General features: G+C 38.6%; 16 protein-coding genes. 10 read left to right on the top strand and 6 right to left on the bottom strand.

Features of this window, described 5'->3' with window-relative positions:
- On the bottom strand, positions 1 to 201 hold the full coding sequence (locus EZ444_RS05710) for a hypothetical protein (protein ID WP_131607751.1): 201 nt from the start codon (positions 199 to 201) through the stop codon (positions 1 to 3).
- 159 nt (positions 202 to 360) lie between these two features.
- On the opposite strand from EZ444_RS05710, the gene EZ444_RS05705 reads away from it, so the two are divergent.
- Positions 361 to 633, top strand: coding sequence for a hypothetical protein (locus EZ444_RS05705; protein ID WP_165503535.1), 273 nt, complete (start codon positions 361 to 363; stop codon positions 631 to 633).
- A 12-nt stretch (positions 634 to 645) separates the two neighbouring features.
- Here EZ444_RS05705 and EZ444_RS05700 read toward each other — a convergent pair whose 3' ends face one another.
- From EZ444_RS05700 to EZ444_RS05680, 5 genes are all read right to left on the bottom strand, one after another.
- Positions 646 to 2,034, bottom strand: coding sequence for a site-specific integrase (locus EZ444_RS05700; RefSeq protein ID WP_131607749.1), 1,389 nt, complete (start codon positions 2,032 to 2,034; stop codon positions 646 to 648).
- A 73-nt stretch (positions 2,035 to 2,107) separates the two neighbouring features.
- Complete coding sequence (locus tag EZ444_RS05695) at positions 2,108 to 3,379, bottom strand: dihydroorotase (protein WP_131607748.1); 1,272 nt, start codon at positions 3,377 to 3,379, stop codon at positions 2,108 to 2,110.
- Positions 3,376 to 5,424, bottom strand: coding sequence for a BatA domain-containing protein (locus tag EZ444_RS05690; protein WP_131607747.1), 2,049 nt, complete (start codon positions 5,422 to 5,424; stop codon positions 3,376 to 3,378). Before EZ444_RS05690 ends, EZ444_RS05695 begins: the two co-directional genes overlap by 4 nt.
- A gap of 21 nt (positions 5,425 to 5,445) precedes the next feature.
- A complete protein-coding gene (locus EZ444_RS05685; RefSeq protein WP_131607746.1) occupies positions 5,446 to 7,023 on the bottom strand; it encodes a L,D-transpeptidase family protein in 1,578 nt (525 codons plus the stop codon).
- A 64-nt stretch (positions 7,024 to 7,087) separates the two neighbouring features.
- On the bottom strand, positions 7,088 to 8,026 hold the full coding sequence (locus tag EZ444_RS05680; protein ID WP_131607745.1) for a peptidoglycan DD-metalloendopeptidase family protein: 939 nt from the start codon (positions 8,024 to 8,026) through the stop codon (positions 7,088 to 7,090).
- Positions 8,027 to 8,507: 481 nt separating this feature from the next.
- On the opposite strand from EZ444_RS05680, the gene EZ444_RS05675 reads away from it, so the two are divergent.
- The 9 genes from EZ444_RS05675 (at position 8,508) to hisIE (ending at position 16,243) form a co-directional block, all read left to right on the top strand.
- Positions 8,508 to 8,900: a helix-turn-helix domain-containing protein gene (locus tag EZ444_RS05675; protein ID WP_131607744.1), complete on the top strand. Its 393-nt coding sequence runs from the start codon at positions 8,508 to 8,510 to the stop codon at positions 8,898 to 8,900.
- Positions 8,901 to 9,155: 255 nt separating this feature from the next.
- The gene (gene hisG, locus EZ444_RS05670; RefSeq protein ID WP_131607743.1) at positions 9,156 to 10,007 is read left to right on the top strand and encodes an ATP phosphoribosyltransferase; all 852 of its coding nucleotides are present in this window, start codon (positions 9,156 to 9,158) and stop codon (positions 10,005 to 10,007) included.
- 59 nt (positions 10,008 to 10,066) lie between these two features.
- Entirely contained in the window at positions 10,067 to 11,356 is a 1,290-nt protein-coding gene (gene hisD, locus EZ444_RS05665) for a histidinol dehydrogenase (RefSeq protein ID WP_131607742.1), read from the top strand.
- Position 11,357: 1 nt separating this feature from the next.
- On the top strand, positions 11,358 to 12,401 hold the full coding sequence (gene hisC, locus EZ444_RS05660; RefSeq protein ID WP_131607741.1) for a histidinol-phosphate transaminase: 1,044 nt from the start codon (positions 11,358 to 11,360) through the stop codon (positions 12,399 to 12,401).
- Between the two features lie 17 nt (positions 12,402 to 12,418).
- On the top strand, positions 12,419 to 13,552 hold the full coding sequence (hisB, locus tag EZ444_RS05655; RefSeq protein WP_131607740.1) for a bifunctional histidinol-phosphatase/imidazoleglycerol-phosphate dehydratase HisB: 1,134 nt from the start codon (positions 12,419 to 12,421) through the stop codon (positions 13,550 to 13,552).
- On the top strand, positions 13,552 to 14,145 hold the full coding sequence (gene hisH, locus EZ444_RS05650) for an imidazole glycerol phosphate synthase subunit HisH (protein ID WP_131607739.1): 594 nt from the start codon (positions 13,552 to 13,554) through the stop codon (positions 14,143 to 14,145). The genes hisB and hisH overlap by 1 nt, the downstream gene beginning before the upstream one ends.
- A 1-nt stretch (position 14,146) precedes the next feature.
- Positions 14,147 to 14,896: a 1-(5-phosphoribosyl)-5-[(5-phosphoribosylamino)methylideneamino]imidazole-4-carboxamide isomerase gene (gene hisA / locus EZ444_RS05645; RefSeq protein WP_131607738.1), complete on the top strand. Its 750-nt coding sequence runs from the start codon at positions 14,147 to 14,149 to the stop codon at positions 14,894 to 14,896.
- Positions 14,897 to 14,900: 4 nt separating this feature from the next.
- Positions 14,901 to 15,656, top strand: a complete 756-nt coding sequence (gene hisF, locus EZ444_RS05640; RefSeq protein ID WP_090781515.1) for an imidazole glycerol phosphate synthase subunit HisF — start codon at positions 14,901 to 14,903, stop codon at positions 15,654 to 15,656.
- Complete coding sequence (hisIE, locus tag EZ444_RS05635) at positions 15,653 to 16,243, top strand: bifunctional phosphoribosyl-AMP cyclohydrolase/phosphoribosyl-ATP diphosphatase HisIE (protein ID WP_131607737.1); 591 nt, start codon at positions 15,653 to 15,655, stop codon at positions 16,241 to 16,243. Before hisF ends, hisIE begins: the two co-directional genes overlap by 4 nt.
- Position 16,244: the final 1 nt, after the last annotated feature.

Raw genomic sequence — 16,244 nt, 5'->3', positions numbered from 1 at the left:
TTATCTGCGGTTATTGTATTGATTGCTGCGCATGTGTTGTTCGAACATTCTTTCGCGAAATTTCCGTTCAGCCATTTTTTTTGAATGCCTAGAGTAAGACCAGAAGAAAAGCACCCATACACCAAAAGCGACAACAAATCCCATCCATGGGCCGTCCTTTGCGTTCATTGCAGCAAACAAAGCTCCAGTGGAGATGATCATAGTAACAAGAAATCTTAATACAATTTTCATACCCTAAAAATACTAATAAAATTAGCCTAGAACAAAAAGATTATGGGGAAAAATTTAAAAAACAACCTTAAATTACGAAGGCAGGGGCAATCATTTAAAAATTACGTCGCACAAATCAAAGCCAAAAGAATGGCTGACAAAATGTATATCGATAATTTGATAATGCAACTAGCCCATGCTAAGGCAGTCTCTTTGCCACCATCTAATGATCTAATAGAGATTAAGGAAATGATGAAAACATTAACAGTGGATCTAAAACCCACGATCAAATTCTTTGCACAACCAGCTATCGAACCAAAACAGCGTATCAGTAAAAAGGAAAGGGAACGGTTAGATTTTGAGGCTTACGAAAAACGATTAGAGCTGAAGGCCCTTACTTATATAAAAAATGGGGGTAAATAACCCCCACTGTATTTAGAAGTTTGCCTTCTCTCGCTTCTCTTTGAATAATAAATTATGATTTCTTAAATAATTTTCTGTTTCGCTGAATGAACTGTGTCTAGCCTGTGCTTGCATTTTTAAGATAACTTCAGCAGGGGTTAAATCCTTTCTTTTAATTAGGGCATGAAAATATGCAGATAGTCCATTATGTTTAAGAGCATATATATTTTTCATGAACAAACCTTCATATTCTCTTCGTAGGTTACCCCTAAATGTATTCCAATGTGTATTAAAAGTATAATAATCAGTTGGTAGCCATGTTTTCAATTTGTGGGGAAATAGAAAACTTTCACCATTATAGCCATCAGGATAACGAGCATTAACCCATTTTTTTAATGAAGGTAGCAAAGAATCTGGCATATCAATATTTATCAATTCATTAGCATTTTTATATTTTCTAGCTGATTTGGTAAATTTTGCTGGGATTGAAAAGCATTCATTTTCAAAATCTACCATATTCATAGTTACCCTAAATAATTCAGATTTACGAATGGCACTGTAGTAGATACATTTACCAATGTTTGAAAAATACAAACGGTTTATATCATCTGAATCTGAAAAGAAAATATCCATTTCCTCTTGTGTCCAAAGTTCAAACACATCTTTTACTTCATCATCTTCATCTAAGATATTTTTTTCCGAATCGCTTTTAACTTTTACACCAAAACATGGGTTGACAGCTATAATATCTTTATCAACCAGAACACTAAACATAGATGACACACTAGCTTTTCCGCTTAAGCAAGATTTTGAAGACCATTCACCAAACATTGGTTTACCATCTTTGCGCACGTGCTCACCAGTGTAATTAAAATGTATATCAATCCAATATTTTATATCAGATTTTGTTACTGCTCTAATGTCTTTTTCTTTTCCGATTAATTGTAAGAAACGTCTGAAATTGTTTTTATATAAACTTAAATAGTGCGTGGCGGTTATCTCCTTCCCCTTTGCTATCCTTATCCCGCTATAACCTTTAGACTCTTTCAACAATTTTATCGCATCATCTAAACTAACTTTAGATTCTTCGACTTTCTTTGCTTCTTCAATTTTTGCTTTTTCTGCTGCAACGGTATGAGCGAATTTATATTTTGGGTCTATGCCTTCAGCTAAATCCTTATTGATTTTTTTTAAAAGGAGCTGTTCATTTCTTCGTTGATCATCTTCATCACCGCGGACCAAGGAAATATCATAGTTTTTTAAACCATTCTCCTTTCGATAGTGGCTTAACTTTCCTTCAAAAGGTTCATCAAAAGAGATTGCGTAATAAACATATTTTTTAATACCAATCTCTTTCTTGTCCTTATCTCTTACAATTTCTGTCTTAATTGATGGTTCTGTAATGACTTTGAATGTGGCCATGATATTTTCCCTTTTTTTTCCCTTTATTTCATAATACAGGTCTAATATAGGTTAAATCAAGAACATTACATAGTTATCCATAAGATTGTAATTGTTTGTTATTGTATACCAGCTTTACTTTACCGGTTAATTTTTTATTTAGTAGTGGCGAATTTGCCGACTTAGAAAAGTTGTTCTCTGAGTTATACAACCACTCCTCAGTGGCATTATAAAGGGTAAAATTAGCTTCTGCATCTTTTTCAATCACCGGAACAGCTAAACCTAGCAGGGTGCGCGGGTTTACTGAAAGTTTCTCGGCAATCTGCCCTGCATCCAGTCCTGCTTTAAGCAATAACGGCAATACAGTCTGCAAAGCAATAATGCCATAAGCAGCGATTTCAAACTCTACATCTTTAAACTCAATTTCATGTGGACGATGTTGTGAGCTTACCGCATCAATTGTTCCGTCTTTTAAACCACTTATTAAAGCTTTAATATCAGTTTTACCACGCAAAGGAGGTTTCACCTTATAATTGCTATCAAAATCGTTTAAGAGCTCTTCTGTAAACACCAGCTGATGTGCTGCCACATCGCAAGTGATTTTAACCCCGTCTTTTTTAGCTTTTTTAATTAGTGCAACAGAACCCGCAGTAGAAATATTGCTGATGTGTACTGGCGCATCGTGATAAGTTGCTAAAAATATATCTCTGCTGATGTGCATTTCTTCTGCCAAAGCAGGCAGACCTTTCATACCCAACAGCACACTGTTCTTACTTTCGTTGATTTGTGATTTACCAGCTATGGATTTGTTTTCAGGATATACCATCAGCAAACCATTTAGCCCTTTTGCATATTGCAGCGCACGACTCATAAAGCCATCATCGCTGATTGCTTTTGTACCATCAGAAAATGCAACTGCACCGGCCAGTTTCATGTCGTACATCTCGGCAAGTTCTTTGCCTTCCAAATCCTGACTCACCGCCCCCACCGGTAATACATCTACTAAATTACCTTTCGCCTTATTAATGATATAAGCAATTTCACCCTTAGATTGAACCACCGGTTTGGTATGTGGCAAAACAGCCAATCCAGTAAACCCTCCAGCAGCCGCAGCTGCTGTTGCGGTATAGATGTCTTCTTTAGTTTCAATTCCGGGGTCACCGATAGCACAGTTCAAATCAAAGAAACCCGGTGAAAGTACCGAGCCCGAACCATCAAAAATGGTTTCACCTTTCGTCGCTGTCAAGGTGCCCAATTTGCTTTCTACAGCAGTAATTTTGCCATGCTCTATACGTACATCACATTTCTGCTGGTTAAATTGACTGTTGGGATCGGCAATGGTTACGCCTGTGATGAGAAGATTCATGTTGTTTGTATATTTTTTGTAGGATTAAAAAATCTGATCAATAGGATTTCAATGGCTAAGAAAACAACAGCCAAAATTAGACAAAGTTTCCATAACTCGCTGCTGTTATTTTTCATCTCTATATTCATAGATAATGCGTCTTTCTTAGAATTATAAAACATTATATTTTGCTTGTTAAACAAGGCTTTAATTTCATTTTTGTCAGCATAATGCATATCGGACTCTGTCCTATCATCATTAAATGCCACAACAGATAATACAGAATCTGCCTTCTTCAACTCATAAAAGCCCGATTTCTTCACCTGGTCTGCCACATATAAAAGCGTTTTCCCCGGTGTTTGTCTAACCTCAGGGATCACCTCAAAGCCAGACGAAACCAGTTTTAAAGATTGGTTGCCAGTTAAATTGATCTTTGCGCTTTCCAGCACATTGCTTTTTCCAGTTACATAGTAAAATGGCTGCTCCCTGCTACTGGCAAAAGCTATTTTAAACATTAGTGGAACAAAAACGGGGTGTCTGGCCATGTTGCCATCCTTCGCATCTAGAGAACTTGCAGACAAATACACTTTGCCAGCCCCCAGATTATACCTTGCAAAAAGAAATTTATTAAGAGGCAGTTTAAGGATGTTCTCCTTGTTGCTGGTATTTTGCTCTGCGTAACTAAAATACCTGTTCACAACCGGCAAATCAATATTTTCTGGAACCTGCTCAAATACATCTTTAAATACAGAATTCTTAAGATCGATGGTACTGGCTATTGCCGGACCAACATTTAACTGCTGCACAGCGGGTAGTGACAAGCCAGTTAAAAATGGAGTATATATTGCAGCATTGGCGTCCAAATCAGGAAATACAATAACTGAACCACCATTTTCTATATACAGCTTTAGCTGCTGGGCCAATCCTGATGAAGGCTCTTTCAATCCATCCAATACAATCAGGCTATACTCAGGGAAAGCCGAATATCTGATATTAGACTCTGGCATTTCTGTAAGCTTAAAATAAGCATCGGCCGAAAAAAGCGAACGGATATATTTATCTGCGGGGTTACCACTAATGCTCAACACCTTCAAATCCTCCGCTACCTTGAAAGTAAAATTCAATTCATCATCAAAGGTCAACGGAAAATCCTTGATACTTAATGTGCCTTTTTGCCATCCGCCCTTAAGGCCGCTAAAAGATAGTGTGTCTTTTAAAGATTTCCCGGCTGGAATATTCACATTGCCAATCGCCTTTTGCTGCTTATTGATGCTTAACTTTAAAGGTACATCTACAGCATCCTCATCACCATAATTTTGAAGTTGCACCACAAATTGTTCTATTTGGTTGGGCAAATGAACTGGCGAGATGCTCCAAATGCTATCTGCTGATATGTTGGGCAGACTATTTGCATTTAACTTTATAAATGAATAGCTGATATCCTTATTCGTTTTAAGGGGCTGCGTACCCACAAAGTTTTTCTGAAAATCGGAAAGCAAATAAGCCTGCTCGTTTTTATTTGCAGCTTGATCAGTCTCCAAACGATTGATCACCTGTAGTAAAGATCTGCTGGTTGCCGAAATTTTTATGCCATCCAGCAAACTCATAAATTCTTCTTTATTTACTGCCCGCTGGTGCTTACCCTCAAAATCATTCGTTACCAGTTTAAACTGATCCGTCATCGCGTAAGCCCTTGCAATTTCCTTCGCTTTACGCTTGGCTTCTTCCAGTAGATTTCCTTCCTTATTCAGGCTTTCCATACTGTAAGAATTATCAATATAAATGCTGATCAGATTACCCGCCGCATTTATATTATTTAGATTTGATGAAGGGATAAAAGGTCTGGCAAAAGCCAACACCAGGAAAATAATGGCCAATACCCTGCATAGCAGAACCAGTAAATTCTTCAGCTTTTCTTTAGATGAATTTTGCTCCTGAACAGCCGTAAGAAACTGTACATTACTGAAATAGATCTTTTTAAATTTCCGGAAATTGAATAAATGAATTACAATAGGGATGGCTATTGCCAGTAGTGCTAAAAGAAAACCTGGGTATAGGAAATTCATTAAAAACCAAAGTTAATACTTTTACATGAATTTCTTCATAGCTGCATATAAAGTTTCGTCTAATCCGTAAACATCTTCCCTAAATTGTATGACTCCGTTTTGTGGCCATGCAGTAATGTAATTGATGATCAATGGTATCGGCTTTTTGGTTCCAAACCATTTAGGTTTTAACTTGAATATATTTAATGTATCAGCCTTCTTTGCCATTTTTTTATGGAACACCTCCATTTTTGTGGTATCAATTGGCGGCAAGTTTACTTCCATCCGCAGCTGATCGTACTGATATTTATCTTTAACCATCATTTCGGCAAACTCTAAAGGTTTTTCTACCCGCACACAACCATGACTAATAGCTCTATTGCCCCGAGAAAATCCACTTTTATTATTGGTGTCATGTAGGTAAATGCTCGACCCATTGTCGAATATAAATTTGAATTTACCTAAGGCATTCCCCTCACCTGATCCTTGTTTAAACTGATATGGCAACTTTTCTCTTGGGTACCTGCTCCATTGTATAGTATCCGGATCATTAACCTGCTTTCCTTTGTAATAAACCTTAATGTTGTTATTAGAAAGATAATACGGGTCTTTAACCGCTTGCCAGTAAATTTCATTCCTGGCAATACTTACCGGAATATTCCATATTGGGTTTACCTGAATAGAGTTTAGCTTACTGTACAATATTGGCGTTTCATGATTTTTTGGCTTATCATCCAGATTGCCAGATTTAGTATATAACTTTATTTTTTCAGCGTAGTCCTTTTCACGTGCTTCGCCCACACATACTTTCATGTGGCTTAACGTATCTTCCTTGCTAAACCAGGTCAAAGAAAAATCAGGAATATTCACTTCAACATACTCTTCCCCAAGATCGGGCAATTTCCACCTCAATCTTTCCATATTCACTTGTATGGTTTTTAAAGTCTGATTATCTTTATTCCCTTTTTTCTCCAGCTTTAACATTGCTTGCTGCAATTCGCGATACTTCTCCGAACTCGGCTGAATGGAAATAAGTAATTTTTGCAGGTCATCAGTACCCAGCACAGCCGTCATACTTGCACTATCAGGTCTTTTTACTGGCACATAATAGCGCGAAAGTAATTTACGTGGGTTTACACTGCCATAGTAAACAAAATTATTGTACTTAATCAGACTCTCTGCCGCGTTCAATTCTAAATCTGCAACGACAGGGTAAACCTCTGCAATGGAGTTAAACTTATTATCGGCCAACATTTCTAGTAGTGCTTTTAATTTCTTATATCCAAATACTTCTGGATTAAAACCGTGTTCTTCGCTTCTGCTGATATAATTTTGAAGGGAGTCTAATGCGCCACTCACAAAATACTTAGTAACCAGGCGTGGCTCACTATTATTACGGATGTAATACGTTTTAAGCGTATTCGGATTAGAAAAATTGCCCTGCAAAGAATCAAAATGTCTTTTAAAAACGACGTTATATTCAGCAGTATCAAATTTTTTATAGAGCTTATTGTCAAAATGCTTAGCCAGAACCAAACCGACTTCCGGTGTATCCTTAAACCAGTTACAGGCATTTAGTAATAAACAAATTGGGATTAGTAAAAATAGGGTTTTCTTCAAAATGGTGATATTGACTGCAAAAATAATGTTTATTTGCAATTACAATGCCATTAATCAAATTAAGCTACTTAATACCCTGCTTTTTCAGTTCCTTTTTAGTCAGTTCCTTTTTTAGTACTTCAACTGGCAGAGCAGCAATATATGTCTTTCTAGCTTCCAGAATAACATTTGGATCTTCCTGGGTAGAAAAGCGTGGCGTGATGAAGCCATATAGACTTTTGGAGTTTTGAAGGGTTCTTGTCCGATCAATTTCTTTTGATTTCAGATAGCTCAGCATAAGTGAAATATGGAAATCACTCTTTGGATTAGTTTTAGCATTCAGCCCAAGCACGGTGCCTGGAAAAACAGTCTGACCAACTTCGACCACAAAACTACCTTTTTTAAATCCTTTGTAGGTAGCAAGTGTACCATCAGCATGCTCTATAATCATACTGTTACTTTTACTACTGTAAACCAAATTACCAGAATTTTCACTTTCATGCAGATCCTTGATATCTACGACAACCCCTTTTCTTACCGCTGTCACGGTATCCTGAACCTTACTGTAAAAATTATAAACCTTCCAATCTGCAGGTGTCGTATTTCCAAAATATTTAGCACCTACAAACTCCGCCTCAGCAATCCTAATCTTAGTCCCCGATTTATAAGGCAAGACGTAAATAAAATTCACATCATATTTTGGCTCGAACTTGCCTCTGATGTAAGTCGAAGTATAAGAATATCCAATGCCTTGCTCTGCGTTTCGAGGTTTCAGGGTAAGTAAATTTCCGGAATACCCCTTGATGGTAACATCCTGCTCGTTTGAGCCATCAGCATTGGTCAGATCCCCAAAATTAACAAGAACGGTATAGGTACCAGGATCTTGTTTTTCAAAGGATATATCGACACTTCTATCCGTATTTATTTTAGATGAAATCTTAATGGGACTATCCTGTGCACTTACTTTTAATACACCAAGAGAGAAAGAAAAAACTAGAGCTGCTAATTTTATTTTACTGATCATTTGAAAGGGATAAATTCAATGCAAAGTACAAAAATTCCAACAAGTTACGTAAAAAATATATTGAATAAAGATAACTATTGAGAAAGCGGACAGATTAGCGTCCTAAAATTTTCCTTACAGTTAACTCTAAGCAACCGATCTGCGAGCGCTATATACCCGGACGTTACCCGGACATTACTCGGACATTACTCGGACACTACTTGGCTGGAGTCGAGTAGTGTCCGGTTAATGTCCGTTAATTAAGCGGGAAATAAGTTGCCATTAAGTAAACTCATCATGAATTCTTAGGCCATTCAGGAATAAACTCCGTAAAACTAAAAATCGATAGAGACCTTTAGAAATAGTGTTTTTATAATTTAATCTGGGGAAGTTCGCTGCAAGCAAGCAAAACACCAATGAAAGAAGGCAAGAGAAACACCGAAATAAAAAAAGGATTGCTTAGCGGCATACTTAAACAATCAGATATTAAAACAGATAAAAGATGAAGAAGCCAAAAGTAACGATGACAGTTATTAAAGAGGAAACTGGATTTAGTGCTAGTATCAACTTAAACAACTCCTTCATCGGAACACAAGCAGAAGATATAGAAGAATTAAAGGCTAATATTCTCGATGCACTTAATTTAACATTTACTGAGGAGGACTTCTCCTTTGAAATGGATGATATTATACTAAAGCCTGATCTGGCAAGTTTCTTTGAATTTTATAAGGTAATTAATGCTAAAGCATTAAGTGAACGCATCGGAATGAGCCAAAGCCTATTGTCTCAATATATTAATGGAATTAAAAAGCCATCAGAAAATCAAACCAAACGGATATTAAAAGGCGTGCAGAGATTAGGCAAAGAGCTAACCGCAATACAGTTTTTATTATAGCCCGCCCCTATTTCACTTTTTAACTACTAAAATTGTATAATTAATTTGGTATTGCCATTTCAATCCATATATTTGCAGCTCCTCATAATGCTAGTCATTGTTGATAAGGAACTTAAGATATTATATGAAACACCTTTTGAACCATCATTTACATTTGCACCATCGCCAATTGGCGATGTATATGTAATGTTTTGTACTTCAAAACTTGTTTCCGAAAATATTTTCTTGTTCAATCAATAATTCTAAAAGCATACAGTGAAAACACTTAAAATAGCTATCCAGAAATCGGGTAGATTAAACGAAAAATCAGTAGAGATCCTTAAAAATTGTGGTTTATCCTTCGAGAACTACAAAAGTTCACTAATATCAACTGTTACGAACTTCCCTTTAGAAATCCTTTTCCTAAGAGATGATGACATTCCTGAATATGTACAAGATGGAATTGCAGACCTGGGCATTGTTGGCGAAAACGTAATTGTTGAAGCTGGTGCCGAAGTTACCTACCTACAAAAACTAGGTTTTGGTAAATGTACTTTAAAAATTGCCATTCCTAACGAAAGTCAAATTACCGAGATTGCGCAATTAAGTGGTAAAGCCATCGCAACATCTTACCCGGTTATCCTTGAAAAATACCTAAAAGAAAATCATGTAAATGCAGAAGTTCGGACGATTTCCGGATCAGTTGAAATCGGTCCAGGACTTGGATTGAGTGATGCCATTTGCGACATCGTTTCTACAGGCGGAACTTTAAAAAGCAACGGACTAAAACCTTTCTCGGAAGTGATGAAATCTGAAGCGATTCTGATTGGAAAAGCAGGATCAGATTTACTACCTGAAGTTCAAGAATTGCTACAAAGAATCCGGTCGGTACTGCGTGCAAAAGAGACCAAATATGTGGTGCTTAACGTAGCAAAAACTAACCTTAAAAAAGTCGTGGATTTATTACCAGGTGTAAAAAGTCCGACCGTTGTTCCCTTGTTTGATGATGAATGGGTTGCTGTGCATTCGGTAATTGCTGAACACGATTTCTGGGAAAAGATCAATAGCCTGAAAGCCGCCGGTGCCCAAGGAATTGTAGTGATGCCTATTGAGAAAATCATTGCTTAAATGATAGCCTAAGGGCTAAAACAAGCATTAACTAATAGTTAAACCAAAAACATAAAACATTGAAAATCTATAGTTATAAAGATTTAACTAAACAGGAAGTTGAATCCATCTGTTTGCGACAGCTGGAAGATGATGTTACCATTCTTGAAAGGGTTGAAAGCATTGTTGACCGGGTTAAAACAGAAGGAGATCAAGCCTTGTTTGATTATGCACTGGCTTTCGACAAGGTGCAGCTTCAGCAGCTTTTTATAGAAAAAGAAGAGATCAACAGCATTGCCGCTACCATACCAACTGAGGCTAAAGCAGCAATAGACACGGCTTACAGAAACATCAAAGCCTTTCACGCTTCGCAGTCGTACAGGGAGGATAAAATAGAGACCATGCCAGGTGTTACCTGCTGGCGCGAAACCAGAGCAATAGAACGTGTGGGACTTTATATCCCTGGAGGAACAGCAGTTTTACCAAGCACTTTTTTAATGCTTGGGATACCTGCAATCCTTGCTGGCTGTAAAGAAATAGTGGTTTGTTCTCCGCCTCAAAAAGATGGTAAAACCAATTGTTATCTGGCTTATGTAGCCGTATTGCTGGGCATCGAAAAGATATACCTTGTAGGCGGAGCGCAAGCAGTTGCAGCTATGGCTTATGGAACAGAAAGCGTACCGAAGGTTTACAAGATCTTTGGACCGGGCAACCGCTATGTAACTCAAGCTAAGCAATTGGTACAATCTGCGGCTGGCACAGCTATCGATATGCCAGCGGGCCCCTCAGAGGTTTTAGTACTCGCGGATGAGACTGCCAATTCGTCATACATCGCTTCAGACCTACTTGCCCAAGCTGAGCATGGGGTTGATAGTCAGACCATTCTAGTAGCTACGTCAAGTAAAATCATAACCGATACATTAGCACAGATTGAATTGCAATTAAAGGAACTACCAAGGCAAGATATAGCTGCTCAGGCCATCGAAAATTCGTATGCAGTGCTGGTTGACAACCTTGAAGAAGGTCTGGCATTTAGCAATATCTACGCCCCTGAACACTTAATCCTTTCTACAGATAAGTTTGAACAACTTATTCCACTCATCAGCAATGCAGGCTCCGTTTTCCTCGGAAATTTAACCCCTGAAAGCGCTGGCGATTATGCCTCTGGAACGAATCACACCTTGCCTACGAGTGGCTTCGCAAAAGCTTATTCAGGCGTATCATTAGATTCCTTTGTGAAGAAAATCACCTTCCAGCACATTACGCCAAGGGGATTAAGGAACATCGGAAACACTGTGGAAGTTCTTGCTGAAGCAGAAGGACTAATTGCACACAAGAATGCCGTAAGCATTCGTTTAAAATCGCTTTAAAATGGATATCAATAAATTACAAAGAGAAAACATAAAAAACCTTCGCCCCTACTCTACCGCGAGGGACGAATATAAAGGTCAAGCCAACATATTTCTGGATGCTAACGAGAACAGTTATGGTTCGCCACTTTCAGAAAATTACAACCGTTACCCAGATCCGCTACAGCTGGATTTGAAAGATGCGATTAGCAAAATAAAGGGAGTACCGATTGAAAACACTTTTCTGGGAAATGGAAGCGATGAAGCCATCGATCTTTTGTTCAGAGCCTTTTGTGAACCCAAACAAGACAATGTGGTTATCCTGCCTCCTACCTATGGCATGTACGAGGTTTCAGCAGGTATCAACAACGTAGAAATACGCAAGGTAAACCTGCTTCCAAACTTTCAGTTAGACCTGGATGGCATTGCTGAAGCTGTTGACGAGAACACGAAACTCATCTTCATTTGCTCGCCAAATAACCCTACTGGAAATTCAATTGTACGCACTGATATTGAAACCGTATTGGCCAATTTTAAAGGCTTGGTGGTGATTGACGAGGCTTACATCAATTACGCCAAACAACGGACTTTTATTAAGGAACTAACAGAATATCCTAATCTGGTTGTGTTACAAACTTTTTCGAAAGCATGGGGACTAGCTGCACTTCGCTTAGGAATGGCCTTTGCTGCCCGCCCGGTAATTGATGTATTGAACAAAGTAAAACCACCTTACAACATCAACCAGGCTACACAAGACCTAGCGTTAAAAGCTTTGGAAAACATTGAGCAGGTAAACGAATGGATCAAAATTACTGTTGCAGAAAGAGAAAGCTTGAGTAAAGATCTAGCCGCACTTGCTATGGTTAAAAAGGTGTATCCTTCGGATGCTAATTTTATACTAATTGAAGTGGAGAATGCGTTAAATACGTACAACGCATTGGTAACTGAAGGCATCATCATCAGAGACCGCTCTAAAGTGACGCTGTGCGAAGGATGTCTGCGCATCACGATCGGAACACAGGAAGAAAACAAAACGCTCTTAGAAGCGCTTAAAAACATCAACTAAATCAACCAACCTAAACCATGAAGAAAGTATTATTTATAGATAGAGACGGAACCCTGATTACTGAACCTGAGGATGAGCAGATAGATTCCTTTGCCAAACTGGAGTTTTACCCTAAAGCCATTCAATACCTTGCGAAAATTGCAAAGGAATTGGATTATGATTTGGTGATGGTGACCAATCAGGATGGCTTAGGAACAAATTCACATCCTGAAGAAAACTTCTGGCCTGTCCATAACTTCATTTTAAAAACTCTTGCCAGTGAAGGTGTTGAATTTAGTGAGGTAATTATTGACAAGACTTTTGCCCATGAAAATGCCCCTACCCGTAAACCAAACACAGGTTTACTACAACATTTTTTAGCCGAAGGTTACGACCTTAAAAACTCTTTTGTAATTGGCGACCGCATCAATGACGTGATTCTGGCTAAGAACTTAGGTGCTAAAGCCATCTGGATCCGCAACAACGATCTATTGGGCGCCAATGAAGTATTAGACAAAGCGGATACCCTAGGTGATGTGATTGCATTGCAAACACAGGACTGGGTAGATATTTATACTTTTTTACGAGCCGGAAGTCGTGTAGTAGCACACGAGCGTAACACCAATGAAACCAAGATCAGCATCAATATTGATCTGGATGGAACTGGCAAGGCCGATATTCATACGGGATTAAACTTCTTTGACCATATGCTGGATCAGATTGCGCGTCATGGTAGTATTGATTTAAAAATCAAAACAGTAGGCGATTTGCATATCGATGAACATCATACCATTGAAGATACCGGAATCGCTTTAGGTGAGGCTTTTGCCAAGGCTATTGGCAACAAACTGGGCTTGGAACGTTATGGTTTTTGCTTACCGATGGACGATTGTCTGGCACAGGCAGCCATCGATTTTGGCGGTCGCGCCTGGATCGTTTGGGATGCTGAATTTAAACGTGAAAAAGTAGGTGATATGCCAACAGAAATGTTCTATCACTTTTTCAAATCGTTTAGCGATGCAGCCAAATGCAACTTGAACATTAAAGCCGAAGGTGATAACGAACATCATAAAATTGAAGCTATATTTAAAGCTTTTGCAAAAGCAATAAAGGTGGCGATTAAACGCGACCCGGATAAGTTAGTCTTACCAAGCACCAAAGGGATATTATAATGATTGGAATTGTAAATTATGGGGCTGGAAATATCTTTTCGCTGACATCAGCATTGGAAAGATTGAGCATTCCTTTTGGAATGGTGAATACAGAAGCTGATTTGGATCTGTACACACACATCATCATTCCCGGTGTAGGACATGCCGGCGCGGCCATGAAAAAGCTGGAACAAACCGGATTAGTTGCCCCCATTAAAGCACTAAAAAAACCAGTACTAGGCATCTGTGTTGGTATGCAACTCTTAACCGAACATTCGGAAGAGGGAAATGCCGACTTAATGGGCATCGTACCTATACAAACAAGGTTATTCGATAAGCATCAAGGGATTAAAATCCCACATATGGGCTGGAATAATATCAGCCATCAAAACAATTTACTATTTGAAGGTGTTGAAAGTGACACACAATTTTATTTCGTGCATTCGTACTTTATTGAATATAACGCTACTTTTGACATCGCAACTGCTGACTATGGGATGCCATTTTCGGCAGCAATACAAAAAAATAATTTCTACGGTGTTCAGTTCCACCCAGAGAAATCTGGTATCGCCGGAGAGCGTTTATTAATGAATTTTTCAAACTTAAAACAATAAAATGTACATTATTCCTGCAATTGATATTTTAGATGGAAAGGTTGTCCGACTAACAGAAGGCGACTACAATCAGAAAACAGTTTACGATGTTTCCATCGCTGAAATGATAGAGACCTACCGGTCTAATGGTACAGAATTTATACATATCATTGACTTAAATGGCGCTAAAGGTGACTTTAGTAACCAGGCTGCCTTATTTGAAGTGATTCAAAAAACTGATATGCGCGTGCAATATGGTGGCGGTATCCGTACCATTAAGCAAGTAACCGATTTATTGGACGCTGGTATTCACCGTGTAATTGTAGGTACTCAGGCCATTACCAATCCTGACTTTTTACAAGAACTAAGTACTGAAGTTGGCAAGAAATACGATTATGCAAACCGTATTGTTATTGCGATTGACGTACTTGATGAGGTGATCAAATATTCGGGATGGATGGAAAGCTCCCCTATAAAACTAATGGACTACGTTGATAAATGTCTGCAATTAGGCTTTTTCCGCTTCTTGTGTACCGACATCAATAAAGATGGCAAATTAGGTGGCGCAGCAATGGATTTATACAGAAAACTGTTGGATCATTCTCCATTCATTAAACTAATTGCCTCTGGTGGTGTAAGCTCTATGGCTGACATTGAAGAATTGGCAACCCTTGACATTCGCTCTGTAGTAGTTGGTAAAGCCATCTATGAAAACAGAATTTCCATTGATGAGATTAAACAGTGGAATTTAAAGCAAATGACTTCTTTATAACCCGATGCTGAGTAAACGTATTATTCCGTGTCTGGATGTAAAAGACGGGCGAACGGTTAAAGGAGTAAATTTTGTGGACCTAAAAGATGCTGGGGATCCAGTAGAACTGGCTTGGCAATATGCACAGCAAGGTGCCGACGAGCTGGTCTTTCTAGACATTACAGCTACCCACGAACGCAGAGGTACAACCATTGAAATGGTGAAATCTGTGGCCAGACAATTGAACATCCCTTTTACCATTGGAGGGGGGATTACCTCGGTTGCCGATGCCGAAGCGCTTTTAAACTCTGGTGCTGATAAAATCAGCATCAACTCGGCTGCAGTTAGAAATCCTCAATTAATTGAGGACTTAGCAAAAGCCTTTGGAGTGCAGTTTGTGGTGCTTGCAGTCGACACTAAGTTGGTTGATGGTCGTAACATGGTTCATCTAAATGGTGGCCGCTTAATTACCGAACTGGAAACGGAAGACTGGATCCTTAAAGCTGAAAGTCTGGGCGCTGGAGAGATATTATTAACTTCAATGGATCACGATGGGACAAAGAATGGCTTTGATTGTCTCCTGCTGGATAAAGTAGCCCGCGCTATCAACATTCCTGTTATCGCCTCTGGCGGTGCCGGAAAAGTTGAGCATTTTACAGAGGTATTTTTACAAACCGGCGTAGATGCTGCACTGGCGGCCTCAGTTTTTCACTTCGGTGAAATTCCTATCCCATTTTTAAAAGAAGAATTAAAAAAACACAACATACCGGTAAGGTTATGAAAATAGATTTCGAAAAAACACAGGGTTTGGTACCTGTAATTATACAGGACGAGCAAACACTGGAGGTTTTAATGCTAGGTTATATGAACCAGGAAGCTTGGGATAAAACCCAGGCCGAGGGTAAGGTGACCTTCTTTTCTCGCACTAAAAACCGACTGTGGACTAAAGGTGAAGAAAGTGGCAACTTCCTTTTTGTAAAGGAAACACATATTGATTGCGATAATGATACGATATTGATTAAAGCTACACCTGTTGGACCTACTTGTCATACTGGCTCCCGCAGCTGCTTTAAAACTAACTATAACCAGAACTTCATTTTTGAGCTCGAGCAGATCATTAAAGACAGGTACGAAAACCCTTCTGATGAATCTTATGTCAATACACTACGCAAAAAAGGGCTAAACAAAATAGCACAAAAAGTTGGCGAAGAAGGTGTAGAAACTGTTATTGCTGCACTAAATGAAACTGATGTTGATTTTGTAAATGAAAGCTCTGACCTGATTTTCCACCTCTTGGTATTGTTAAGGGAAAAAGGAAAAACCCTTGCAGATATTGGTTTAAATCTAGAAGGCAGACACAAGAAATAGT

This window comes from Pedobacter hiemivivus (assembly GCF_004331685.1).
Taxonomy (GTDB): domain Bacteria; phylum Bacteroidota; class Bacteroidia; order Sphingobacteriales; family Sphingobacteriaceae; genus Pedobacter; species Pedobacter hiemivivus.
This window is presented reverse-complemented; position numbering and strand designations above follow the sequence as displayed.

Bases quoted from the DNA above. Each gene is read 5' to 3' on its own strand.
- hisIE (WP_131607737.1), top strand. From the start codon at position 15,653: ATGAAAATAGATTTCGAAAAAACACAGGGTTTGGTACCTGTAATTATA.
- hisC (WP_131607741.1), top strand. From the start codon at position 11,358: ATGGATATCAATAAATTACAAAGAGAAAACATAAAAAACCTTCGCCCC.
- EZ444_RS05705 (WP_165503535.1), top strand. From the start codon at position 361: ATGGCTGACAAAATGTATATCGATAATTTGATAATGCAACTAGCCCAT.
- hisH (WP_131607739.1), top strand. From the start codon at position 13,552: ATGATTGGAATTGTAAATTATGGGGCTGGAAATATCTTTTCGCTGACA.
- EZ444_RS05690 (WP_131607747.1), bottom strand. From the start codon at position 5,424: ATGAATTTCCTATACCCAGGTTTTCTTTTAGCACTACTGGCAATAGCC.
- hisA (WP_131607738.1), top strand. From the start codon at position 14,147: ATGTACATTATTCCTGCAATTGATATTTTAGATGGAAAGGTTGTCCGA.
- EZ444_RS05710 (WP_131607751.1), bottom strand. From the start codon at position 201: ATGATCATCTCCACTGGAGCTTTGTTTGCTGCAATGAACGCAAAGGAC.
- hisB (WP_131607740.1), top strand. From the start codon at position 12,419: ATGAAGAAAGTATTATTTATAGATAGAGACGGAACCCTGATTACTGAA.
- hisF (WP_090781515.1), top strand. From the start codon at position 14,901: ATGCTGAGTAAACGTATTATTCCGTGTCTGGATGTAAAAGACGGGCGA.
- EZ444_RS05700 (WP_131607749.1), bottom strand. From the start codon at position 2,034: ATGGCCACATTCAAAGTCATTACAGAACCATCAATTAAGACAGAAATT.
- EZ444_RS05675 (WP_131607744.1), top strand. From the start codon at position 8,508: ATGAAGAAGCCAAAAGTAACGATGACAGTTATTAAAGAGGAAACTGGA.
- EZ444_RS05680 (WP_131607745.1), bottom strand. From the start codon at position 8,026: ATGATCAGTAAAATAAAATTAGCAGCTCTAGTTTTTTCTTTCTCTCTT.
- EZ444_RS05695 (WP_131607748.1), bottom strand. From the start codon at position 3,379: ATGAATCTTCTCATCACAGGCGTAACCATTGCCGATCCCAACAGTCAA.